This window comes from Aerococcus agrisoli, assembly GCF_003797145.1.
GTDB classification, from domain to species: Bacteria; Bacillota; Bacilli; order Lactobacillales; family Aerococcaceae; genus Aerococcus; species Aerococcus agrisoli.
Map to the genome: position 1 here is coordinate 1 of NZ_RKMG01000028.1, position 24,716 is coordinate 24,716.

Below are 24,716 nucleotides of genomic sequence, written 5' to 3' on the forward strand. Positions count from 1 at the left end.
CTAACTTTTGGGGGCCTCTACAGAGCCAACGCTTTTTTAATGGATTTGGTCATATCGATAAGGAAAGGGGTTGGCCTGGACCAAGCCTTTTCAAAGTGAATTTCAGAATAGCATCTGATTCGGGACAAATTCTCAAAATCTTACACAATAAAATCTCATTCGGAACAGGTCCCACAAGTCTTACAGAATGAAAATTTAATCGGGATAAATTGGCGAAAAATTACAGAATAAAAATCCACTCGGGACAAATTCCAAAAGTCGTACAGAATGAAAGCTCATTCTGTACGAACAGAAAAAGCGCCCTAAATTTAAAAAAGGTTTTGGGCACAGTTGTATGGGAAACACACATAAGGAAAGGGGTTGGCATAGGCCAACCCCTTTTACAATACAATTATTTTTCTAAGTCTGGTGCCATGTAATCTTTGCCTTCAGGTGTTGATAATAGGTCAAAATCGAAGTGGCTACCTAGGCCCTTTTCTACGGCTCCGTGATAAACGTGACCAGCAACAGCAACGTCAAGGGCGCCAATACCGATTGGAATGACAATAGTAATGTCTTTTTCTTTGTCGTGCACGGCTTCTTTTTGACCAGTAGCTAATTCACCAAAATCAGCGGTGATATCATCGGGCGTTAATTGGCCTTCTTCGTTAAGCTTTTTCAAGGCACCGCGGTGTAAGGCTTGTTCTACGTGGTCGACGTAGATATGATTTGCTTTTAGGATAATATCGTCGGTGATTTCCCCACGTGAACCCATTGGCATGATGATGGTACCTGGTTTAATCATGTCTCCAGTGATAAACGGTTCGATGGCTCCTGTAACGGTAATCAAGACGTCGTTATCAGTAGCTTCTTCAGGTTTATCAACGATAATAATTTCCCCATCCACCAAATGTTCGACATCTTTTTTAAAGGCTTCAGCAGTCGAACGACGGTGATTCCATACGACTAGACGGTTGATTTTAAAGCGTTTGGTAATGGCAAGCACCTGCGTACGTGCTTGGGTTCCGGCACCAAATAAGCCAACGGAAATCGAATCGCCTAAGTTTTTGAAATATGAAAGGGCAACGGCTGTTTGTGCCCCTGTTCTCAGATTTGTGATGTAAGAACCGTCCATAGCGCTTAGGAAACGGCCAACGTGCGGATCCAACAAGAGAATCATCCCCGTCATGTATGGTAAGCCGGCAGCGTTACGTCCGCCGTCAAAACCACCAATCCACTTCATTCCGGCCATGTTCAACCAGTCGATATAAGCTGGCATTGCGTTCATATAACCCTCGTAATATGGATAATTACCTGTTTCACCTAAATCTAAACTGACTTTAGTGGGGTTGATCACTTTGCCTTCGCCCATACTGCGGTATGTTCTATCCACGATGTTGACGGTGTCTGCCATGGATATAAGTTCCCGGACATCTTTAACATTCAATAATAATGTCATTTGATCACTCCTTTTTCTATTTACGTTTTACGTTTTAGGGCAAAAAAAGCTGCACCTAAAAATGCATACACTCTTATTTTAACGGCTTATCGCATAAAAGTAAAATTATATCCTCCTTAGAAATCCCACCATAAAGGCATTTTTCTTTAGTTTTTGAAGGAGAGGGCATACAATGAATAGGAGTAAAAAAATACATGTTTAGAAAAGGAGCATCATGATGGAACAATTTGACAATATTATTATCGGGTTCGGTAAAGCCGGCAAAACGATTGCTGGTTTTTTCGCAAAACAGGGGCAAACAGTCGCTTTAATTGAAGCATCACCGAAAATGTACGGAGGTACGTGTATCAACGTGGCCTGCTTGCCATCCAAAAATTTGATCACCGCAGCCGAACGTAAACCCAAAGATGCGGATAATAGTGCCTACTATACTGAAGCTGTGCAAAACAAAAAAGCCTTAATCGCCAAATTAAATAATGCCAACTACCATAACGTAGCTGACCTAGACAAAGGCCAAGTCATCGACGGAACCGCCTATTTCCTTGACGACCATACCGTTGAAATCAAAGCTGACAATGGCGAAACAGTCCAAATCTCAGGCGACCGCATCATCATCAACACCGGTGCCCGTCCAAATATTCCATCCGACATCGACGGCTTAGCTGGTTTAGTTGCAGCTGGCGCACCATACTACACATCCGAAAGCTTGATGGACCAAGAAAACTATCCCGCAAGCCTAACCATCATCGGCGACGGTTTCATCGGTCTCGAATTCGCCTCCATGTACCAACAATTTGGCGCCGACGTCACCGTTCTAGCCCACAGCGACCGTTCTAGCTTTTTGAAAAAAGAGGACCGCGACGTTGCGAAAGTCGTCCTTGAAGCCATGGAAGCTCAAGGTATTCACTTTATCTTCAACGCATCAACTACTGCAGCCACTGTTGACGGGGCAAATGCTATTTTAACCTATCAAGTAGAGGATGGCCAATCAGACACGATTACATCCGAAGCCGTCCTTGTTTCTGTTGGTCGTCACGCGAACACAGCAAGCCTGAAGTTGGAAAATGCCGGGGTAGAAGTCAACGAACGTGGTGAAATCAAGGTGAATAAACACCTTCAAACCTCAAAAGATCATATTTTCGCAGTCGGAGACGTCAAAGGTGGCCCTCAATTTACCTACGTTTCATTAGACGATAATCGTATTTTGAAAAACTTCATTTTCGGTGACGGTTCATATAATCTAGAAACACGTTCGCACATACCAACCGCAAACTTTATTGAGCCATCATTTGCTTCAGTTGGTTTGACCGAAACAGCAGCCAAAGAAGCGGGCTACGACGTCAAGGTTGCAAGCTTGGCGGTAGCATGCATTCCTAAAGCCAAAGTTATCGGACGCACAACGGGTATTTTTAAAGCAGTAGTCGACGCCAATACCAAGGAAATTCTTGGCGTGCGTTTATTTGGAGAAGGTGCCCACGAAATCATCAACATCGTTACAGTAGCGATGAATGCACACTTGCCTTATACAGCTTTGCGTGACCAAATTTACACACATCCAACCCTAGCCGAAGCCTTAAACGACTTGTTTGCTGGCATCGATGCTTAATCATACATGCAGAAAGGACATGGCGCACTCATTTTGAGCGCCATGTCCTTTTTCAGCTTGTTAATAGGGATACGATTATTGAATGGCATTTCATTCGATACAAACCGGCAAAAAATTATTGAATGGCATTTCATTCGATACAAATCGGCAAAAAATTATTGAATGGCATTTCATTCGATACAAATCGGCGGAAAATTATTGAATGGCAGCTCATTCCATACAAAACACCCATAAAATTATGGAATGGAATCCCATTCAATACAAGCACAATAAACCTATACGAAAAAGGCTAGCATCATTCAATGATACTAGCCTTTTAAGCAACAGTTATTCACTTTGCGCGATAAAGTCAGCCACGGCAACACGGGCTTGGCTCTTAGTTAGGGCAACTGAAGTATTCCCACCTTGAGTTGAGCTAATCCAGTATCCTAGGAAGTAGACACGATTCAAGACGTAGAAATTTGGATTCATGGGTTGCGCACTTGGATAAGTGGCCAAGATTTGATCAGCTTGGTCGGAAATAATCAAGTTGCGGCGGTATAGATTTCCAAGTAGGGTATTCGTTTTTTGCACATGACTCAAGCGTCCATCAAAACCAGTAGCGTTAATCAACAAGTCCGATTGATGGTGAATGCCATTCGCAACAACTTTGTAATCACCGTCAGCTTGCGGTTCGATAGCCGTCAAACCGTTAATCAATTTCAATTGGCCAGTTTGCAACAATTCTAAAATCATGCTGATAGATTGTTTAGGCACTTGTAAGTAAATCATCAGCATAATTGCTGACATATCCTTAGCGTAGTAAGCCTTGTCTTCTTGATTTAACACACCCATCAACTTGTTTTGCACACTATAAAATGACCGGAAGAAGCCTTGGAAGCGGCGATAATCTTCATCATCTTGGCGAATCGCTTTAGTGACAGTTTGAACAGAACCTGTATTAAAATTGTCCCAGACATGATGATAGTCAATACCGTTCTTAAGCAAATTTTTTTTCACCTGATCAATCACAACAGCTATTGGCACTGAACCATTATGTTGCACCCGTTGCGCCGCAATCCAATCATCATCGATGGTGAAGTGGAATTCTTCAGTCGTTTCCGGTTGAATCACCGCGTGAAATGGTTGGTGACGGAAGTAAACGTTCAATACTCGGTCGTGTAATAAATCGTGTTTCACAAAAAAGTTAATCAAATCAATCGTCGTTAAACCTGAACCTACGATACCAATTCGCTTGTAGTTATCCACGTCCGCCAATTTAGTTTTAAACGGATAGGGGTTGTGAATGAAATTCCCGGTTCCTTGCAATTTGTAGGGATCCTTGTATGGCGGGTGTCCGACTGCGAAAAAGACAGCATCGTAATTTTTCGACCAACCAAGGGCTTCAGAAAAAACTTGGTATTGCAAAGGGTCCGCATCCTTAGCCAAAGGGCGGTGATAAATCGCTTGGCCTTGGGAGTTGACGACTTGAAAATCCGCTACCTTAGCCGGGATTAACCGCACATAATCTTGTTCTAGATAAGGCGTGACACGTTCATTTACATAAGCCCCATAAATCGTACGCGGCGCAAATTCATTGGCCACATCGAAATCTGGGTAATGCGCGTTCATCCACTTGATGAAATCTTCGGAATCGTCATCGTTCAGTGTTAGTGATTTGGGAAAAGAATTAATCACGATGGCGTCGTCGTCCTCTGCATAGGGCATGCCGGCGCCTAAACGGGGGCGACTCTCATAGATGTCAACACGGTCGGTGTCTGGGTTAAATTGATACTGTTTGCTTAATTGTATTAGGACGCTTGCGCCAGCAATCCCAAATCCAACAATGGCTATTCGCATGATAGGACCTCTCTTTAAATATATTCGGGTTACGTGTGTTTTGTCACAAGCAACTTCAATTATTCTGATTGTACACGACTCTTGATCAAAAAGGGTGATGAAGGCTTGACCATTTTTCAATCAAGCATTATCAATAAAAACGATAATAGACGATTCGAAATGGAGATTTCCTGATTTTGCGAAAAATCAAATGATAACCTAAAAATCTGGCAAGTTTTTCCGACTAGCTATATAAAATGTTGAAATATCAAGCTTTATAACTTTTATCGTTTATTACTTATGGGGGTTAAAATACAATATTTGTATATTTATACGGATTTTTAACATGAAATTAATCCCGTTTTGTTATCAGACATGATAGCCCATGACGATTAGCGATACATGAGAGGACTATGAAAAACCAATGAATACAAGGGTTTTCATAAATGAGTGATTTTCTAAGAATATCAATTTGGGCTAGAACGCCTTTGTTTTTCTAGGCAGTAAAATTGAACAAGGCTAGTTATGTTTGGTAGATTTAGTCCAAGCAAAAAAGTTGCATGCAATTTTTTAAAATAAACAAAAGCGTTGATGAGAAGAGTAGTTACCTGCATCATTTACAGAAAGCTTGGAAAGATGAGACCAAGCATTGATGCGTAACGAAGAATGCACTCGGAGCTTTTATCTGGTGAAAGCTGGATAAACGGACGGACCGTTATCCCTTGTCAGTAAATTACTGACTGAGAAACTACTTGTGAGAGTAGTTTGAATAAGGGTGGAACCGCGATAATTGACCTATCGCCCCTTCTTAATAGGATTTTTTTCTATTGGGAAGGGGTTTTTCTTTTACAAAATTCCAGGTCAAGCGAATCAAAAGATTAGAGGTGCATAATGATTGAAATAAGAAACTTACAAAAAGCATTTTCAGGGACACAAGTCCTTAAAGACATCAGTTTTGATGTGAAAGAAGGCGAAGTGGTCGCAATTATTGGACCATCTGGATCCGGAAAATCCACATTATTGCGTTGCTTAAATTACTTAGAGCAACCAGATGGCGGACACATTCAAATTGACGAGGTAGTTGTCGACACTACTAAAGCGAGTAAGCAAGATATTCTCAACCTGCGCAAACAAACATCTATGGTGTTCCAACACTATAACTTGTTTAAAAATAAAACAGCTTTAGAAAATGTTACCTATTCACTTGAAGTGACCAAAGGCTATTCCAAAGAAGATGCCAAAAAGAGAGGCTTGGCTTTGCTGAAGCAAGTCGGACTTGAAAGTAAGGCGGATGTTTACCCCGTTACACTTTCAGGTGGTCAACAACAGCGTGTGGGGATTGCCCGCGCGGTTGCTGTGAATCCAAAAGTCATCTTGTTCGATGAACCAACTTCTTCGCTAGATCCAGAGTGGGTCGGTGAGGTATTGAAAGTTATTTCAGATATCGCACGTGAAGAAAACGCAACGATGATTATCGTGACTCATGAAATGCAGTTTGCCAAAGATGTGGCCGACAAAGTAATTTTCATGTCAGATGGTTATATCGTTGAAGAGGGCACACCTGAACAAGTCTTAGACCACCCACAACACGAACGTACCAAACAATTTTTACAAAAAACTTTAGTGAATGTAGGTGAGTTAGCATGACATTTGATTTAGGGTATATGATCGAACTATTTCCTGAACTATTGAAATATTTACCGATGACTTTGTACTTAACCATCGTATCGATGTTCTTCGCCATTATCATTGGTGCCATCTTCGCGGTTGTCTTAGTGAATAAGGTGCCGGTGCTATCACAAATTGTTCAGGTTTTAATTTCCTTCTTTAGAGGAACGCCAGCAATCGTGCAATTATTGTTAATTTACTTTGGTTTACCCCAATTGTTACCAATATTCACTGATATGTCCGCAGAATCAGCATCCATTTTGACCTTCTCCTTAAATACAGCAGCATACTTAGCGGAAGTATTCCGTGCAGCCTTGCTATCTGTTGATGAGGGTCAAGTTGAAGCAGCCATTTCAGTTGGCTTAAATTACCGTCAAACATTGAAGGGTATTATTTTACCTCAAGCCATACGAAACGCTATTCCAGGTACAGGTAACACCTTCGTTGGTTTGCTGAAAAATTCATCACTAGCCTTTACAATCGGGGTTGTTGAATTACTAGCTCAAGGAAAACTGTATGCTTCAAATTCGCTGAAATTCTTTGAAGCATATCTTGCCGTAGCCCTGATTTATTGGGCACTGACAATTTTATATACATTACTACAAAATTGGTATGAAAAACGGGCGAATGCACCGTATACCAGATAAGGGAGCAATTGAATGAAAAAGTTTAAAGCATTGGGATTAGGGATTCTATCAGCCTTGGTATTAGCAGCGTGTGGCTCAACTTCATCATCTGAAGCGTCTGGCGATTCTGCTGAAGGCGATAAAGTAATCGTTGTAGCAGCATCTCCGGATGGTTACCCACAACACTATATGGAAGATGATGAATTAAAAGGTTACTCGGTAGAAGTAATTGAAGCAGTAGCTGCTGAAGCAGGTTACACACTTGAATGGGAATTATCTGACTGGTCAGGTGTTGTCGCAAATTTACAAGCAGGTAAAGCTGATACAGCCGTTAACTTTGCCAATACACCAGAACGAAGAGAATCTTATACGTATACAGAAAACTATTTCTACGCACACACAGGTATTGTCGTTGCATCTGACGATACAACAACGAATACGCTAGAAGACTTAAAGGGTGAATCAGTAACAGGTGTTGTTGGTTCAAACTATGCAGAAGTATTGAAGGAATACAATCCAGATGACGCCATCACAATCGACTTCGTGGAAACAAATGCAGTTGCAATGGCCAATATTCAATCTGGTAAAACAAAGGGCTTCGTTAACGGTTATGAAGAATTAGCAGCCCAAATTAAAAATAGAGGTTTAGATGCGCGCTTGATTGAGGAACAATTTGGTGAAAAACCAGTTGGCTTCCCATTCAAGGACACTGAAGAAAATCAACAAATCATTGCTGACTTTAATGCAGCCATTGAATCATTATCAGCAGATGGCACGTTGGCAGAAATTTCTGATAAATACTTTGGTGTAGACGTTACTAAATCTACCGAAAACGCTGAGTAATTTACCCAGCATTTCGGAAAAATGAATCATTATCACTAGGCAGAATAGAAAAGAGAGGAAATAAACCATGACTAAAAAACAATTAAAATTAGGTGTCTTATTATTCGGAGCTGGCGCACACATGAACTCTTGGAAAGCTGAAGATGTGGCACCGGATGCATCAATCGATTTTGATCATTATGTAAATTTAACAAAAAAAGCTGAAGCAAATGGTGTAGATTTCGTCTTTGTAGCCGATGGTTTATACATCGATGAAAAATCAATTCCTCATTTCTTAAACCGTTTTGAACCATTAACTTTACTTTCTGCATTAGCACCAATTACATCTAAAATTGGTTTGGTTGGTACTTTATCAACTACTTACTCAGAACCTTATAATGTGGCTCGTCAATTTGCATCATTAGATATCATTTCTAAAGGTCGTGCAGGTTGGAACGTAGTAACTTCACCATTACAAGGATCTGCAGGTAACTACAATAAAGGTAACCACCCAGAACATGACTTACGTTACGACATGGCTAACGAATACCTAGAAGTAACAAAAGGTTTATGGGATTCATTTGATGACGATGCCTTTACACGTGACCGTGAAACTGGTCAATTCTATGACAAATCTAAAGTGCATGTATTAAACCACAAAGGTCAATTCTTCAATTCTCGTGGTCCATTAAACATCCAACGTACACCTCAAGGTCAACCAGTTATTTTCCAAGCTGGTGCAAGCCCTAAAGGTATCGAATTTGCGGCTAAACACGGTGAAGTTATTTTTAATGCAGCCGGTACTTTAGAAAAAGCACAAGAATACTACAAAGCTGTAAAAGATCAAGTTGCTGCTAACGGCCGTAACCCTGAAGAAGTTGTGATTTTACCTCAATTACAACCAATCACAGGTGCTACACCAGAAGAAGTAGAAGCAAACTACAAGAAATTACAAAACCTAATTTCATTAGATGAAGCTTTAGACTACTTAGCTCGTTTCTTCGACCACCACGACTTCAAACAATATGATGCGGATGCACCATTCCCAGAATTAGGTGAAGTTGGTTCAGACGGATTCCGTTCAACTTCAGACGCAATCAAGAAACGTGCGAAAGAAGAAAACTTAACTTTACGTGAAGTAGCATTAGAAACTGCAACACCTAAAGGAAGCTTCTACGGTACATACGATGAATTAGTAGAAAAAATCATCACTTGGTTAGAAAACGACGCCGCTGATGGTTTCATGTTAACTGAATCAGTTTACGGTGAAGACTACGATAATTTCTTCGATAACGTATTATCTAAAATTGCAGAACGTGGTTACTACACTTACGAATACGAAGGTGAAACATTACGTGACCACCTAGGCTTACCATACAAAGAAAGCCAATATAAAGCGTAGGATGTGACAATAAGCGTTTAGACCCGAACACTGGAAGACTATAGCAGTGACGCACGCAGTGTGGCGCAATATAGTCTGAAGTGGAGTTGGGTCTGCTTATTGGAACTCAACTTCATAGGATGTGAGTGTCGAACCCAACTTAACAGGATGAGAGATAAGCGTAACTTCAAACCGGGCGCTCAATCTCAAATCATCAAAGTCCTTCCCTAGGGAATATCAACAACAAATTGAATTTATCTATTATCCTCAAAACACAGGCCAACGCCGGATGCTTTGGGGATTTTTTGTGCATCAAATTAGTCATCATAGGCTTATACAATTCATCTCGTCCTACATTTAGATCCGGTGAAAGGCTAGCTCCTGCAACATTGTATAAATCACAACTAATAAAAACTAAAAATGGAAACTTGAACCTCTTGAAGTGTTCAAAATGAGAAAAAAAGAACACCAAAACACCTTGAAGTATTTACTTCCAAAAAAGTGAATACTTCAGCCTTCTGTGTGACGCAAATTTTCTCATTTTTAAAAGCAGAACCCCTTGAACTTTCCATTTTTCGCTTATTTAATATTGAATAAATATAATCCATCGCATATCATGCCACAAAAAAAGAGACCAGGTTTTATCCTGGTCNGAATAAATATAATCCATCGCATATCATGCCACAAAAAAAGAGACCAGGTTTTATCCTGGTCTCTCCTTATCTATCAATTATTCTTATTCAGTTACTTCGTATGTTGCGGCACGGTAGTATTGAGATACACCGTTTGGTTGGTTGATGACATTTTCTAGATTTGGATCAATTAGACTAGCGTATGCACCTTGGTAAATTGGTACAACTGGCGCTGCTTCTTGTACTAGGTATTTTTCTGCTGCTAGGAAATCTTCCCAACGTGCTGCTGGATCAAGGGCGTCAGTTGTTTTCGCCGCTTCAATGTAAGCATCATAGGTTGGGTCTGTGAAGTCACCTGAAGATAATGGTGAATCCGTAATGAAGTAATCAAGGAAGGCTGTTGGGTCAGCGTATGATGGTGTGTAAGTTCCATATACGATGTCAAAGTCTTTTGTTGCTGTGATTGCTTGACGTGATTTCAAAGGAACGTTACGAACGGTAATCGTTAAACCAGGTAAGTTCTTTTGTAATTCAGCTTGTAAGAATTCTGATGTAGCTTTTGAGGTATCTGTATCAGATGTTAGTAACTCAAGTTCTAGCGTATCTGTTCCTAATTCTTCTAGTGCTAAGGCCCATTCTTCTTGGGCAGCTTCAACATCGAAGGTTGTTAACGTACCATTTTCTTCACGGAAGTCTTCACCCGTTTCAGGGTTTGCCGCGAATGAAGCTGGAATCCATCCACCAGCTGGGATTGAACCGTCTGCTAAAATAGCATCCACGAAGGCTTGACGGTCAAAGGCTTGGCTGATAGCACGGTGTAAATGTACATTGTCAGTTGGTGTACGTGTCGTGTTAAATTCTAGGGAACCAATCATACCTTTCGGTTCAACATGCAATGATTCTGAATCAGCGTATTGTTGCACATAAGGTGTTGTGATTTCAGTATATTGTAGATCGCCACCTTCAAATAGGTTCACGTTTGTTGAATTTTCTTTAGACATTACCCATTTGATTTGGTCGATATCTACATTTTCAACATCCCAATATTCTTCATTTTTGGTTGTGGTCCATTCAATTTCGGTTGCATTCCAGTCAGTCACTGCGTATGGACCGTTGTACACGGTATTTTCTGCAGATGTACCATATTCGCTACCAAGTTCAGTTGCTACTGTATGGTTTTCAGGTAGGTAATAAGGTGCTGCTAGAATGTCAGTGAAATAAGGTGTCGCTTGTTCTAGCGTGATTTCTAAGGTTTTGTCATCGATAGCTTTCACACCAAGAGTATCGACATCGCCTTCACCATTGGCAATACTTTGAGCATTTTTAATCATGTAGAATTTGTTGGCGTTACCACCTAAAGTATCTGGGTTAACAGTTTTCTTAAAGGTATAAACGAAATCTTCTGCCGTAACTGGGTCACCATTGGACCAGTTGGCGTCATCACGAATTTTGAATGTATAGACTAATCCGTCTTCAGAAATTGTCGGTTCTTCAGCAGCAACCCCAAGTTCGTTCGAACCATTGTCTGCTGGACGGTACAAACCTTCCATTACATTAGCAATTGTTGTTTGGCTTGGCGTATCAGTAGAAGATACACTGTCTAGTGAGGCAAGTTCACCATTGACCGTAACCTGGATGTTTTTTTCAACATCATCGCCTGATGCTTGGCTAGCATCATCGGTACTGGTGTTGGCGCAAGCTGCAATTAATAGGCTGGCTGTGGTTAACGTTAGTAATCCCAATCTTTTCTTCATAAAACTACCTCTTCTCTATAAATTCTAATAATATTCACATTATAGCTTATTTATGAAAAAAAGCATGCTGATTTGCATGATTGCTGAAACAAAAAAACGATAACGCGTGATTGCTTTGCGTTATCGTTTTGTATGTATCATTATTTACGTTTGATTTTGCGTTTGTCCATTTGTTCTTCCAATTTCAAGCGATTGGTTGTTGATTTGATGAACAAGGTTTTTAGGGTATCGCTATCTTCATCGCGGATGGCTTTTTTCACCAAATCCAATTGATTTTCAAAATCTTTGATGGATTGGAGTAAGTATTTCTTGTTATCGATGAATAATTCGCTCCATAAGTCTTCATTGATTTTAGCAATACGGGTTAATTCAGGGTATGAGTCACCGGTAAATTTACCTGTTTCACGTTTTTCGTGATCTGAGTTCATCAATGAAATGGCAATCGCATGGGGCAATTGTGAAGTGAATGAAATCATTTGATCGTGGAAGGCTGCAGACACACGATTAATTTTCCCAAAACCAAGTTCATTGGCTAAGTCTTCAATAAATACTAAGCTATCTTCATTGTTCATATCAGTTGGAATTAAAAGGAAGTTGGCACCTTGGAAGACGGACCCTTGCGCGTATGCAATCCCACGGTTTTCACGACCGGCCATAGGGTGGGTGTAGACAACTTCGATATTATCCGGTACCACTTCTGCCATGTCGGCAATGAATTTTTCCTTAATCCCAGTGGTATCCATTAAGATGGCACCTGTTTTAAAGTAGTCATGGTTTGCTTGGGTAAAACGAACTGCTGTCTTAGGGTACAAGGCCATGATAGTTAAGTCTGTTTCAGGTAAAATATCTTTTCCATCAATGTAACCAGCTTTGATAATGCCCATTTCCACAGCGGTATCTAGGGTTGCTTGGTCATTGTCGATGCCATAGACGTCTTCATAACCTGCAGTTTTTAAAGCCTCTGCAAACGAACCACCAATTACACCTAAACCTACTATAGAAATTTTCATCATGATACTCCTAACTGTTTTCTCATATTTTTATTCCTTAATGATACCATGTAAGCCTTATGAATTGTAGCTTAGTCGGCTAAAAATATTACTAGTGGTTAAAAAAACACCCACCGACCATAAATTTGGTCAGTGGATGCTTTGTGTATATGCTTATTTTTCAACCGGTTTGAAATCTTTTTTCGCTAAGAAGTAAGATCCAGCCCAGAAGACGATAATTAATAATGAGATCACTGCGAATACGTACCAAGCGGTTGTGTATGAGGCAGCATCAGCGATTGAAGCGGCAATCAATGAACCGAACATCATACCTAAGAATAGGAATTGGTTCACTAAACCGTATACTTGCGCATAAGATTTTGTTGGATAGATTGCTGATACAACAAGTGGTGCTAGAACGGTACCATTGGCATTACCAAGACCGAATAGCACTGCTAGTAAAATGGCGAAACCATAAGACGTTGTTGTTGCTGCTAAGAAATAAGTTAGGGCAAGGGCAACGGAAGTCCAAATTGTTGCAACAACGACACCAAATTTATCAGCGATAGAACCTAACAATAGTTTACCCAAGATACCAACTGCAGAGTAAACGGAGATGATCAAGGCACCTAATTGTGCACCGTGGATACTTTGCATGTATGGAGGGAATTGACCTAAACCACCATTATTTGATAGACCAACGAAAACGGCACCTAATAATAGCAAGATGAAGAATGGTTTACGTACAGATTCTTTCAAGTTGAATGGCACGCGCAAGTTTTCTTTTTGGCTTGTTGCAGAAGTTTGGTTTGCTGTATTTGCACCCAAAGCTTCAAGGCCCATATCTTCAGGTTTTGCTACGAAGATAAATTTACCGACTAATAAGGTAACGGCAATCATGATGGCACCGTATGTCATGTATGATGCACGCCAACCGATACTATTGATTAAGTTGGTAACGATAGGGCTCCAGATAATACCACCAATACCAATACCAGAAAGGGCGATAGATAAAGCGAGACCGCGTTTTTCCACAAACCAATTTGAAATTAAGATAGACATGGCCATTGCAGAAGTTGAAAGGAAACCAAAACCTACAAGGATGGATAATAGATAAAATAAGAAAGTATTATTCACTAAACCAAAAGCCATATAAGCTAATCCATATACCAATGAAGCAATCATAAAGACCTTCGTGAAATTTTTGGCTAATAAGCCAGAAATCCATGAACCAAATAATACAGAAACACTTAAAATCAAGGTGTTAGAAATTGAAAATTGGGCATTAGAAATACCTAAAGCTTCAGTTACTGAACCTTGATAGATGTTTGCGATAGATACACCGGCTGGGCCTGTTACAGCAAGTACCAATACGGCACCAATCACGATACGCCAACCGTAGAACGATTCTTTACTTTTCATGTTGTTCCTCCTAGAATGCATTTTTTAACAAATTTTCGTTATACCTACATCTGAAGAAATTAAGGGAATAAATACATGCAATAGACAGATATAGACATAGAATAATTGTAAATCACTATGATTATATAAGGATTCAGAAATTATTTCAAGTTAGAAATATCTCTGAAATTCATAATAACGTTTTCAGTTTTAAGATTGCATTTATTGCAAAAAATATATCATCTTATGCACCCGCACATACCACTTTTATACAAGGATGTTCTTTTACCAAAATTTTAGTAGAATGTTTAAATACTCAGCGATTGCACTATGCTACAATATGAATAAGAACAAGATTTACATGAATTGGCGAATGTTAAAAATCGTCAACAGAATCCCAGACCATTAAGGAGTGAAATCATGGCTATTTTAGTTACAGGTGGTGCCGGTTATATCGGTTCACACACAACAATTGAATTAATCCAAGCAGGTTACGACGTAGTAATCGTCGATGACTACTCAAACAGTAAACCAGTCGTACTAGATCGAATCGAAGAAATTTCAGGTGTACGTCCACGTTTCTACGAAGCAAACGTATTAGATAAAGACGCACTAACCAAAATCTTCCAAGCAGAAGAAATCGAAGCGGTTATTCATTTTGCAGCCTTCAAAGCTGTTGGTGAATCAGTAGCCAAACCTTTGAAATACTACCATAACAACCTAGGTGGCTTACTAGCAGTGTTAGAAGTGATGAAAGACTTTGATGTGAAAAAAATCGTCTTCTCATCAAGTGCGACAGTATATGGGGTAGATAACGTATCACCATTAACTGAAAACTTACCTACTAGCGCAATCAACCCCTACGGCTACACTAAAGTCATGAATGAGCAAATCTTACGCGACTTGTCTGTTGCAGATGAGACATGGTCAATCATGATCTTACGTTACTTCAACCCAATTGGGGCACACGAATCTGGTTTAATCGGGGAAGACCCAACAGATATTCCAAACAACTTGATGCCATACATTACACAAGTTGCAATTGGTAAACGTGACCACCTATCCGTATTCGGTAGCGACTACCCAACACATGATGGTACAGGTGTACGTGACTATATCCACGTTGTTGACCTTGCGAAAGGTCACGTTGTTGCCATTGATCATGCCTTGAAACATGAAGGTGTTGAAACAGTTAACTTGGGTACCGGTATTGGCTACTCAGTTTTAGACTTAGTAAACACATTTGTTGAACAAAATGGCGTGGAAGTACCTAACGAATTAGTTGACCGTCGTCCTGGTGACGTGGCTGCCAACTACGCTGATGCATCATATGCCAAAGAATTGTTAAACTGGACAGCAGAAAAAGACTTAGCGGATATGTGCCGTGACTCTTGGAACTGGCAATCTAAAAATCCAAACGGTTATGCTGAAGCCTAGGATTTCGTCAAAACAATATAACTTAAAAATATAATTCTAGGACTAGTACAATATTTGTACTAGTCCTTTTGGTTAGGGGGAATTTTCGGCGATTTGAGGGCGTCAAAATTCTGTAATGAAATTGAAATCTTGGGGTAATATATAAGTCAAGGGTTATTCAAAAGATGTGCTATAATGTGGCATGAATAGTTTGTATTGGTGGGGGTTCTTGTGGGAAACTGCGCTAATCAAGGCCATTCTTACAAATCATGTATTGAGCAGCGTCATGTAATGCACTTGCATGTCTTGTTTCGGTGCACAATTTATTTTTACAAGGTGGGAAAAAGATATGCCAGCATGGCTTAGTAAGTTTATAGAGAAGTGGCAATCACAGTCCCGAGCAACACAGTGGACAATCATTGGTATTCTCTCAATTGCATTATTATTAATTATCATTCCATGGCGTGCTTCGGCTGATGAAAACAATCCATTAGGTATTGAAGCTTCATCACTAGCATTAAGTGGATCTAGCCAATATTCAGCAGAACCTTTAAGTATCTCAGAAGGCGCACAAGGTGTCAGCTTAGGGGATGCTAGTAGTTCATCATCATCGTCCGCTGTTAATCTCGATGAATCAGTGAGTTTAACGAAAGATGGCGAGTCTAGCGAAAACTTAACATCATTAACACAGGAATATGAAGCCTTTTCTTCTGAGCTAGCTGCATCAAGAAGTAATGATCCAAGCTACACTGCACCAAGTGTGAGTGGCTCATCATCATCGTCTTCATCATCAGCGACTACTAGTTCAAGTGCAGCAACAAGCTCAAGCAGTGTCACGGAAGAATCATCCAGTGTCGCAGCTGGTGGCAGTACATATACCGTTCAATCAGGTGACAATGCTTACCGTATCGCAGTTAACAATGGTTTAACCCTTGAAGAATTCCTTTCTTTAAACGGTAAAACAGAAGCCGTTGTAACACCTGGAGAGGTAGTTCGCGTCCAATAAGTAAATTTTATGTAAAGATTATATACATTAAATTTACATTTCTAGTTTTTTTACTAGCTTTTATATGAAAATAGTTGTATTCTAATAAAGTTGAATTTTCAATAAATCAGATTTATAACTGATATCAAATATTTGTAGTATAATATAAGAAAGTAAGGAGGGCTGATCATGGAAGTACTAAAAATTGCAAACTCACAGCCTAGAGAAGTCGCACGTCAAAAAGCAACACAAAATGCAGCAGAAATCTTACTAGAAATTAGAAGCAAACGAGGTATCTCTCAAGCACGTCTTGCTGAAATTTCTGGACGCAAACAAAGCTATATCTCACGCGTTGAATCAAGACAACAAAACATCTCATTGGCAACATTACAAGAAATCGTTGATGCTGTTGGTGGAAACTTAATCGTTAAAGTAGAATTATAATTTTTAAATCGCTGATTAATTGAATAAACACTAAAAAAGTCGTACTCGTTTGTGGCCTGAAGTTCCACAAACGAATGCGACTATTTTGTTATATAGGATACAAAATAGAGTACAAAATCACCATTTTTCTATGAAAATAAAAAAGATTGGGACCATATGATCCCAACCTCCAGCTTGTTCATTGACAAAATTAGCCAGCGACTTCTTCAGTCGTGTAAATTTCTTGAACTTGACGGTTTACATAACGACCAGATACCGGCGTTGCAAAGATTTGGTAGCCTTCTTCATTGATGAAAGCATTCGCTGCAACTAAGGCATTCAGTGCTTGCTCAACACTCGCAGCATCTAAATTCGCCTTAGGGTTCTTAATCGTTACCGTACGACTTTTATTATCAGCAGTTTTAAATTTTAATTCGAACACATTTGTTTCTTCAAACATGACCATACCTCCTATAGATAAAGACTTTAGCGACTAAACAACAACTTAGGCAGAAATCGCGTAACGTTCAATCGCTACCGCGTCCGTAAACGGATCTTCCACTAAGTTTGATACAGCGGCAGCTAAATTATTCAATAAAGCCGTGTCCGCATTTTCAACCAAACCATTCAAAGTGATGCGTGTTTCCTTGTTGGTTTCAGGATTTGTATACGTTAATTCAAGTTTCGCAGATTCAAAATTTTTCATGATGTTGCCCTCCAATTATTTTCTTGTAAGCATCCGGATGACTTACACTAATAAGAACGAAAGACCTACGAAAAATGACAAGCAGTATCCGCAAAATTTTGTCAAAAAACATACTATGCTAGAATGAAACTAAGCAAAACGTGCAGCAATCATTTTCACACGACCCAAAAAGGAGGTTACTTATGCCTGAGAAAAAAAGAGGGCCAATGAAATTATCAGAAATCGGGACTAGCAAACCGAGTCCGGCCAAACCACGCGCGACTCAGGACCGTCCAACTCCTGCAGCCCCTGAAAAGAACTATCAAACGCGGCCAAAACCACGACCAAAACAAGTAATCCAAGCCGAAGATAGCCCCAATCCAGCACAAGATTTGCTGGCTAAAGCGCAACAATTACGGGCACAAAAACCTACGAATGACCTGGATTTTGAGGCACCTGATACCCTTGATCAAGAGCGCCAAGCTGAGGTGGATGCGAATATCCAATCAGGGACCATTACCCTCATCGAAGTGCAGAAAAAGAATAAAAAACGATTCAATATCTATTTAAATGGTCAATTTGCTTTTGGGATTAGTGAAAATACCTTGGTGAAATTTGCTTTACATAAAGGTCAAGAGTTGGATACTGATTTCGTGAAAGACCTAAAGGAAGTGGATAAAGCTGATTATGCGTATCAACTAGCAGTGCGCTTTTTAAGCCACCAACTTCGGTCTGAAAAAGAGGTACGAGATAAGCTAAAAGACGAAGATATTGAACCAGCAGTTATTGAAACGGCAATTGAAAAACTACAAGCAGTCGAACTCATCGACGACACAGTTTATGGCCAGTCCTATACCAGAACAGCTATGAATATCAATAAAAAGGGGCCAAAAATGATCGAACGCGAACTGAAAAATAAGGGTTTGAATGATGAAGAAATTAGTCAATCAATCGCTGAATATGACCAAGATGTTATGCATGAAAATGCCTTAGATATTGCTGAAAAGTACTTCCAAAAACAATTACGGAAAGCTTCTCACCGTAATGCGATTCAAAAAACAAAACAATATCTTGTGCAAAAAGGATATGATTCAGATTTAATTCAAGAATTGATGCGTCAACTATCTGAAGATAATGAAGATGAAGACCAAGAAATGGCTGTTTTGCTGAAAGATTTGGAAAAATATATGCGTCGTTATCAAAAGCTAAAAGATAAAGACCGTACTTTTAAAGTGAAGGGCATGCTTTATAACAAGGGCTATAGCTCTGAATTAATTAACCAAGCGATTGAAACATTTGAGGAAAATGATTATTAACAAGTAATGTATGTATGAAGGAGGCTATTTTTTGACGGCAGTAAATCAAGATATTGATATAGCAGCCTTTGTAGGTAAGTCAGCTATAGTAGATTTAGGACCAGAAATAGAAGGGGTCAAAGTATGGGGACCCGAAACCAATAAGGCTTTTCTTAAAGTCTTCTTAGATTGGTACGATGCAGAAAGTAGGCGACTACCTTGGCGCGAATCCAAGGACCCATACCGCATTTGGATTTCAGAAATTATGTTACAACAAACGCGGGTACAAACAGTCATCGGTTATTTTGCCAGATTCTTGGCAGCTTTCCCAACTATCAAAGACTTGGCTGAAGCTGAGGAAGATCAGTTATTAAAAGTGTGGGAAGGCTTGGGCTATTACTCACGTGTCCGCAACATGCAAACTGCTGCCCAACAAATCATGACGGATTATGATGGGGTATTTCCAGATCAATTAGCAGATATCAAAAAATTGAAGGGGATTGGTCCTTATACAGCAGGTGCCATTGCCTCGATTGCCTTTGGTATTCCTGTTCCAGCGATTGATGGTAATGCCATGCGTGTTTTTTCACGCTTATTTATGATCAATGCGGATATTCAAAAACCGGCTAATCGGAAAATATTTGAAGCGATTGGTCAATATCTAGTGGACCCAGAACGTCCGGGTGATTTTAATCAAGCCATTATGGATTTGGGTTCTTCGTATGAAACACCTAAACAAGCCATGCCTGAATTGAGTCCCTTGCGTGATTTTACGTTAGCAACATTGACAGGGACTACGGATGACTATCCGGTGAAAAGTAAGAAAGCCAAGGCCAAACCGGTTTATTATCAGGCTTTGATATTGAAAAACGCTAAAGGGCAAGTACTGATTGAAAAACGTACCCAACATAAATTATTAAAAAATATGTGGACGGTGCCCTTGATTGATGTCAATGAGGTGCATGAAGCATTGCAAACGCCGGATGAAATGACGGGATACTTAGTGGCTGAAGTTAGTGAAAACTATGGTATTCAACCTGTCTTGATGAAAAAAGAAATAGGCTACGTGAAGCACATATTCACCCACTTGATTTGGCATATCCATCTTTATTACGGACAAGTGACTAGCCAAGATGAAAAACACATTAATCAAATGATTGCGGATGGCCAAGCTGATTATGCTTGGGTAGCACCACATCAGTTTGAGCAATTTGCTTTTCCAACTGTCCAAATGAAGATTTGGTCAGCGTATCAAGATTACGACAAGCAAGATAAATAAAAAACAAGAGCCTAGGACTGGATGTCCCGGGCTCTTGTTTTTTTTTGGACTATTATACTGATAGTCACCACAGTCTTTATCTACGACTTTGACACTACTATGATTTATTTCTTACGTTTTTGAGTGAGTTGACAATACCGCTCATACCATATATCCACATACTCTTTAGAAAAAGGACCTTTTTCTTCGTTAATCCAACGCACAAGTTCTTGTACATTGTCTTTTAAAATAGCATCAATATCTGCAGAATATTCCATCAATTGACGATGGTCTTTATATTCGTCTACATCTAATAGTTTGCGTTTACCGTCTGGAAAGATCTTGATATCTAAATCGTAATCGATATATTTCAAGGCTTCATCATCCATAACGTAAGGCGAAGCTAAATTACAATAGTAAGAAACACCATTTGGGCGAATCATTGTAATGATATTGAACCAATAATGTTTATGAAAATATAGTAGGGCAGGCTCTCTGGTAACCCAACGTCTACCATCAAAATCAACTACCAAAGTATGGTCATTGCAAGCAATGATACTTTGATCACTTGTTTTTAAAACCATAGAATCTCGCCAAGTGCGATGTAATGACCCATCGTGTTTGTAGCTTTTGACTGTGATGAATTCGCCTTCTTTGGGATTTTTCATCACTAAACCTACTTTCTACACCTAGCTAGGTTGAAACATAAATATTATATCATAATGCTATTTGAAAAAGTAGATAAATTGCCCATAGAAACAATCTAACAAGTTTTTTGAAAAAGTTTTCTTTTTGTTTAGTAGTTATTTGTTATATGATAGAATAAACATTGAGAAAAGTTTATAAAGGAGCCCATACATGGATAGAAAAGCAAATCGAAACCAAATGCTTTTAACGATTGTATTTATCGTTATTAGTCTGGTACTCGTGGGAGGTAGTTATTTTGTTTATCGCTCACGTCAACAGGATATGTTAGCAGAGCAAGCCAGTACGTTTTCGTCAGTATCAGTTAATTTTGATACAAACTCAAGTAGCACAGTCGATTATGACCCCGCAACATTGGTAGCTGCCTTCAATGAAAATCGCGCAGAGACTACTGCCTTAAGTTATTTATTCTATGTTCAAGATCAAGAACAAACCCCAACAATTACATTCGCACGTAACCAAGCAGGTCAAGAAGCTTGGACAGAGACAATCAAAACTCGTTTAACAGAGTTCGGTTTAACTGAACCAACTGTAAACAGTGTTGACTGGACTGGATTAACGACTGAAGATATTATTGCACAATATAGTGGCAGTATTACTGATGGGGATCCACAATTGATCGTCTTACCTTCATTTGTTGAAGAAGACTTCAACGCAGGTATCTCTGCTGAAGATCATAAAGCTAACTTGGAAGAGCTATATAATTTGGTCCGTTTGGATTTACCAAGTGCATTAATTGTATTTGCAGCATATCCACCACTTGACCAAGCATTAGAAGAAAATGATGACTACGCTGACTATAGACAAACAAGCCAAGATGGTATTAATGACCTAGGCTACAACTTCTTTGATATTCATACAGCATACGCTTCAGATCGAGATAAATCTGAAGATGTTACTTTAGAAAATTCATACACTGAAGACGGCTTTAGTGATGATGCAAACGACTTAATAGTAAACGTTGTGACACGTCACATCGAAAAAGCAACAATCGATGCAACAAATGGTTATAACGGCGAAAATAAAGATGTTCAAGAATTACAAGCTGCCCTAGATGCAGAGTCAGAATCAGAGTCAATTGCAGCTGAAGAGCAAGCGTCTCTAGATGCAGAATCAGAATCAATCGCAGCTGAAGAACAAGCTTCATTAGATGCAGAAGCTGAAGCAGCTTCAATTGCAGCCGAAGAACAAGCGTCTATCGATGCTGAAAATGCAGCAATTGCAGAATCAGAATCAATCGCGGCTGAAGAAGCAGCAGCGGCTGAATCATACTACTACGAATCATCAACTGAAGTTGAATATAGCTACACACCAGAACCAGAATCATCTACAACTGAGGAAACGATTGTAGAGGAAGAAGCAAGTTCATCTACATCTGAAGAAAGTGTTGTAGAATAAACATTCGAATAATATAAAAAGAACATCCAAAAGAGTGAATGAAAATGTTTTCACTTTTTTGGATGTTTTTCTAGTTTTTTGCAAAATTTCTAGTTAGAATAGGGGTGAGTATAAAAGAATGCGCCAAAAACCGCTTAGATTTGAACCGTTGGAAGGAAATGAACATAAGGCATTACTTAAGCCTTATGGATTTTCCTGAAACGCAGTCAAATCTGGTTTTTGAAACATATTTAAGAGTGCGCCAAAAACCGCTAAGATTTAAAAAGGTGGCCACCACTCAAAGATCGAAGGATAAACTATCTTTCGATTTCCCAAACCCACGTAATTTAACAATAATGAACAAGTACATTTAAAATAGAAATGAGGCAATTATGGCAAAAGAAATTGCAACTATCCAAGAGATTTTTGACTTAGTGGAAACTGCGGATCCCGAATTAATTCGTTTGCGTATGGCCGAAACCATGGCGTCAGATGCTTTCGATAAGCAGTACTATTTTGACGGCTTCTTAGGTTGTAGCTATCATCAAGACCATACATCATTTTGTATCTGGTCACCAACCGCAATTGATGTAGAACTACTATTATATGAATCGGATGTTTCGGATGAATATGACGTATATGAAATGCGCGAAGAAAGTGAAACAGGGACTTATTTTGCTCGATTAGAGGGCGACTTTAAAAATACGCCGTATATGTATCGAATTTATTTCCCAGACTCGACAATGACCATTACCCAAGATCCATATGCGCAAGCCGTAACCGTTAATGGTGGTCGTTCGGTTGTTGTGGATTTAGACGAAGGTATTCCGGATGACTGGGAAAATGATGTCCGCCCACCGTTTGCGAATGCTCGTGATGCGATTATTTATGAAGCAAGTGTTCGTGATTTAACATCCAATATGAATTCGGGTGTACATAAAGAGTGGCGCGGTAAATATCTTGGTCTAACGCAAGAAGGAAGCCGCACTGCTAATGATTATCCAACTGGACTCGACTACTTAGCCGATTTAGGCATTACCCATCTACAATTGATGCCTATGGCTGACTTCGTAACCGTTGATGAATTAAATGACCAACCCGATAATTACAACTGGGGCTATGATCCGATGCATTATAATGTGCCAGAGGGATCTTATTCAACTGCGCCTCGTGATCCAATCGCTCGTTTGAAAGAAATGCGACAAATGATTCAAGCTCTGCACAAAAAAGGTTTGCGTGTGGTCATGGATGTAGTTTATAACCATGTTTACGAACACGAACGTCATCCCTTGAATTTAACGGTACCTTTCTACTTCTTCAGATACCATAGCAATGGGGTATTATCGAATGGATCAGGTGTAGGGAATGAAACTGACTCAACACGTTTGATGTTCCGCCGTTATATGATTGAATCAGTTGTCTATTGGGCTAAGGAATTCCATATCGATGGTTTCCGTTTTGACCTAATGGGCTTACATGACATCGAAACCTTGAATCTAATCCGCGAAGCACTGGATAAAGTCGATCCTTCTATCCTTATGTACGGTGAAGGTTGGGATTTAGATACCCTTTTAGCCAATGATAAAAAGGCAATCCTACGTAATGCCTACAAAACACCGAAAATTTCATACTTTAATGACCAATTACGCGATGCCATTCGTGGGTCAGATTACGGCGATGCGGCTGACCCAGGCTTTATTACCGGGAAATTCATGACTGAACAAGCTGTCTTAGCCTCATTCTTGGGTGGGGGCAACTTGTCCAAACGAGATGCCAATATCATTCAAGCCCAACAACTTGTGCAATATATCGAAGTTCATGACAACCGCACCCTACGTGACAAAATCGCTTTGACCCATGGACAAGAATCTGTGCACTTACGGAAACGACGCCAACTGTTAGGAAATGCCATCATCGCTTTTTCAGCGGGTATGCCATTTTTCCATAGTGGACAAGAATTTTTCCGTACCAAACATGGGGTTCGTGATTCCTACAATGCAGGGGACGAAATCAATAGTCTTGACTGGGATTTGATGGCAATGAATATCGATGCCGTTGATTATTTCAAGGGGCTATTGAAGATTCGGAAGAAATACCCATTTTTCACAGAAAAACATCAACAAACTTTCATGGAAAATGTCACGGTTATCAAATCTGACTACCAAATTATTGGGGTTCATTACCATACTGCTGACCAAGAATTGATTATCATTTTCAACGCGCAGTTAAATGATGTCGAAGTTTGGATTCCAGAAGGTGGCTGGCGTACGCTTGCACGTGATAATAAAATTGTTGTGGATGAATTTATGCCATTAGTTCAAGGGAACGGTAACACAACCGTACCAATCTTGTCGACACTAATTTTAGAACGTGTGCACTAAACACTAGTCATAAAAAAAGGAGCCGAGAAAATTTGATATGCTCCCTCTAAAGTAGA

At 39.7% G+C, this 24,716-nt stretch carries 20 protein-coding genes and 1 other annotated feature; of the genes, 12 read left to right on the top strand and 8 right to left on the bottom strand.

Features of this window, described 5'->3' with window-relative positions; translation table 11 throughout:
* Nucleotides 1-391: 391 nt before the first annotated feature.
* The gene (locus EF384_RS07870; RefSeq protein WP_123780917.1) at nucleotides 392-1,438 is read right to left on the bottom strand and encodes an ornithine cyclodeaminase family protein; all 1,047 of its coding nucleotides are present in this window, start codon (nucleotides 1,436-1,438) and stop codon (nucleotides 392-394) included.
* Nucleotides 1,439-1,655: 217 nt separating this feature from the next.
* Here EF384_RS07870 and EF384_RS07875 point away from each other — a divergent pair, with 217 nt between their 5' ends.
* Nucleotides 1,656-3,044: an FAD-dependent oxidoreductase gene (locus EF384_RS07875; RefSeq protein WP_123780919.1), complete on the top strand. Its 1,389-nt coding sequence runs from the start codon at nucleotides 1,656-1,658 to the stop codon at nucleotides 3,042-3,044.
* Nucleotides 3,045-3,371: 327 nt separating this feature from the next.
* On the opposite strand, the gene EF384_RS07880 is transcribed toward EF384_RS07875, so the two are convergent.
* Nucleotides 3,372-4,883, bottom strand: coding sequence for an FAD/NAD(P)-binding protein (locus EF384_RS07880; protein ID WP_123780921.1), 1,512 nt, complete (start codon nucleotides 4,881-4,883; stop codon nucleotides 3,372-3,374).
* Nucleotides 4,884-5,441: 558 nt separating this feature from the next.
* Nucleotides 5,442-5,671: a binding site (T-box leader), on the top strand.
* 82 nt (nucleotides 5,672-5,753) lie between these two features.
* On the opposite strand from EF384_RS07880, the gene EF384_RS07885 reads away from it, so the two are divergent.
* The 4 genes from EF384_RS07885 to EF384_RS07900 all read left to right on the top strand — a co-directional run bounded on the left by EF384_RS07885 (nucleotide 5,754) and on the right by EF384_RS07900 (nucleotide 9,380).
* Nucleotides 5,754-6,509, top strand: coding sequence for an amino acid ABC transporter ATP-binding protein (locus EF384_RS07885; protein WP_123780923.1), 756 nt, complete (start codon nucleotides 5,754-5,756; stop codon nucleotides 6,507-6,509).
* The gene (locus EF384_RS07890) at nucleotides 6,506-7,177 is read left to right on the top strand and encodes an amino acid ABC transporter permease (protein ID WP_123780925.1); all 672 of its coding nucleotides are present in this window, start codon (nucleotides 6,506-6,508) and stop codon (nucleotides 7,175-7,177) included. Before EF384_RS07885 ends, EF384_RS07890 begins: the two co-directional genes overlap by 4 nt.
* A 12-nt stretch (nucleotides 7,178-7,189) precedes the next feature.
* On the top strand, nucleotides 7,190-7,999 hold the full coding sequence (locus EF384_RS07895) for a transporter substrate-binding domain-containing protein (RefSeq protein WP_123780927.1): 810 nt from the start codon (nucleotides 7,190-7,192) through the stop codon (nucleotides 7,997-7,999).
* Between the two features lie 67 nt (nucleotides 8,000-8,066).
* The gene (locus tag EF384_RS07900) at nucleotides 8,067-9,380 is read left to right on the top strand and encodes an LLM class flavin-dependent oxidoreductase (protein WP_123780929.1); all 1,314 of its coding nucleotides are present in this window, start codon (nucleotides 8,067-8,069) and stop codon (nucleotides 9,378-9,380) included.
* Between the two features lie 715 nt (nucleotides 9,381-10,095).
* Here EF384_RS07900 and EF384_RS07905 read toward each other — a convergent pair.
* The 3 genes from EF384_RS07905 to EF384_RS07915 form a co-directional block, all read right to left on the bottom strand.
* Nucleotides 10,096-11,745 carry a peptide ABC transporter substrate-binding protein gene (locus EF384_RS07905; RefSeq protein ID WP_123780931.1) on the bottom strand — a complete coding sequence of 550 codons (1,650 nt, stop codon included), beginning with the start codon at nucleotides 11,743-11,745 and terminating at the stop codon, nucleotides 10,096-10,098.
* 140 nt (nucleotides 11,746-11,885) lie between these two features.
* Nucleotides 11,886-12,755 carry a prephenate dehydrogenase gene (locus EF384_RS07910; RefSeq protein WP_123780933.1) on the bottom strand — a complete coding sequence of 290 codons (870 nt, stop codon included), beginning with the start codon at nucleotides 12,753-12,755 and terminating at the stop codon, nucleotides 11,886-11,888.
* 153 nt (nucleotides 12,756-12,908) lie between these two features.
* Entirely contained in the window at nucleotides 12,909-14,156 is a 1,248-nt protein-coding gene (locus EF384_RS07915) for an MFS transporter (RefSeq protein ID WP_158607419.1), read from the bottom strand.
* 399 nt (nucleotides 14,157-14,555) lie between these two features.
* Here EF384_RS07915 and galE point away from each other — a divergent pair, with 399 nt between their 5' ends.
* The 3 genes from galE to EF384_RS07930 all read left to right on the top strand — a co-directional run bounded on the left by galE (nucleotide 14,556) and on the right by EF384_RS07930 (nucleotide 16,980).
* Complete coding sequence (galE, locus tag EF384_RS07920) at nucleotides 14,556-15,572, top strand: UDP-glucose 4-epimerase GalE (RefSeq protein WP_123780937.1); 1,017 nt, start codon at nucleotides 14,556-14,558, stop codon at nucleotides 15,570-15,572.
* A gap of 328 nt (nucleotides 15,573-15,900) precedes the next feature.
* Nucleotides 15,901-16,557 carry a LysM peptidoglycan-binding domain-containing protein gene (locus EF384_RS07925; protein WP_123780939.1) on the top strand — a complete coding sequence of 219 codons (657 nt, stop codon included), beginning with the start codon at nucleotides 15,901-15,903 and terminating at the stop codon, nucleotides 16,555-16,557.
* A 168-nt stretch (nucleotides 16,558-16,725) separates the two neighbouring features.
* A complete protein-coding gene (locus EF384_RS07930) occupies nucleotides 16,726-16,980 on the top strand; it encodes a helix-turn-helix domain-containing protein (RefSeq protein WP_094519052.1) in 255 nt (84 codons plus the stop codon).
* Between the two features lie 190 nt (nucleotides 16,981-17,170).
* Here the strand turns inward: EF384_RS07930 and EF384_RS07935 are convergent, their stop codons facing one another.
* Together EF384_RS07935 and EF384_RS07940 are read right to left on the bottom strand one after the other, a co-directional pair.
* On the bottom strand, nucleotides 17,171-17,419 hold the full coding sequence (locus EF384_RS07935) for a DUF2922 domain-containing protein (protein WP_123780941.1): 249 nt from the start codon (nucleotides 17,417-17,419) through the stop codon (nucleotides 17,171-17,173).
* Between the two features lie 45 nt (nucleotides 17,420-17,464).
* Nucleotides 17,465-17,665 carry a DUF1659 domain-containing protein gene (locus tag EF384_RS07940; RefSeq protein ID WP_123780943.1) on the bottom strand — a complete coding sequence of 67 codons (201 nt, stop codon included), beginning with the start codon at nucleotides 17,663-17,665 and terminating at the stop codon, nucleotides 17,465-17,467.
* 182 nt (nucleotides 17,666-17,847) lie between these two features.
* Here EF384_RS07940 and recX point away from each other — a divergent pair, with 182 nt between their 5' ends.
* Together recX and mutY are read left to right on the top strand one after the other, a co-directional pair.
* Nucleotides 17,848-18,960 (top strand): recombination regulator RecX, encoded by a 1,113-nt coding sequence (gene recX, locus EF384_RS07945; RefSeq protein WP_123780945.1) that lies wholly within the window; start codon nucleotides 17,848-17,850, stop codon nucleotides 18,958-18,960.
* 31 nt (nucleotides 18,961-18,991) lie between these two features.
* Nucleotides 18,992-20,218: an A/G-specific adenine glycosylase gene (gene mutY, locus EF384_RS07950; RefSeq protein ID WP_123780947.1), complete on the top strand. Its 1,227-nt coding sequence runs from the start codon at nucleotides 18,992-18,994 to the stop codon at nucleotides 20,216-20,218.
* A gap of 104 nt (nucleotides 20,219-20,322) precedes the next feature.
* On the opposite strand, the gene ntdP is transcribed toward mutY, so the two are convergent.
* Nucleotides 20,323-20,865: a nucleoside tri-diphosphate phosphatase gene (gene ntdP / locus EF384_RS07955; protein WP_094518982.1), complete on the bottom strand. Its 543-nt coding sequence runs from the start codon at nucleotides 20,863-20,865 to the stop codon at nucleotides 20,323-20,325.
* Between the two features lie 190 nt (nucleotides 20,866-21,055).
* Here ntdP and EF384_RS07960 point away from each other — a divergent pair, with 190 nt between their 5' ends.
* Nucleotides 21,056-22,300: an SGNH/GDSL hydrolase family protein gene (locus EF384_RS07960; RefSeq protein ID WP_123780949.1), complete on the top strand. Its 1,245-nt coding sequence runs from the start codon at nucleotides 21,056-21,058 to the stop codon at nucleotides 22,298-22,300.
* Nucleotides 22,301-22,671: 371 nt separating this feature from the next.
* Nucleotides 22,672-24,660 (top strand): type I pullulanase, encoded by a 1,989-nt coding sequence (gene pulA / locus EF384_RS07965; protein ID WP_123780951.1) that lies wholly within the window; start codon nucleotides 22,672-22,674, stop codon nucleotides 24,658-24,660.
* Nucleotides 24,661-24,716 lie beyond the last annotated feature (56 nt).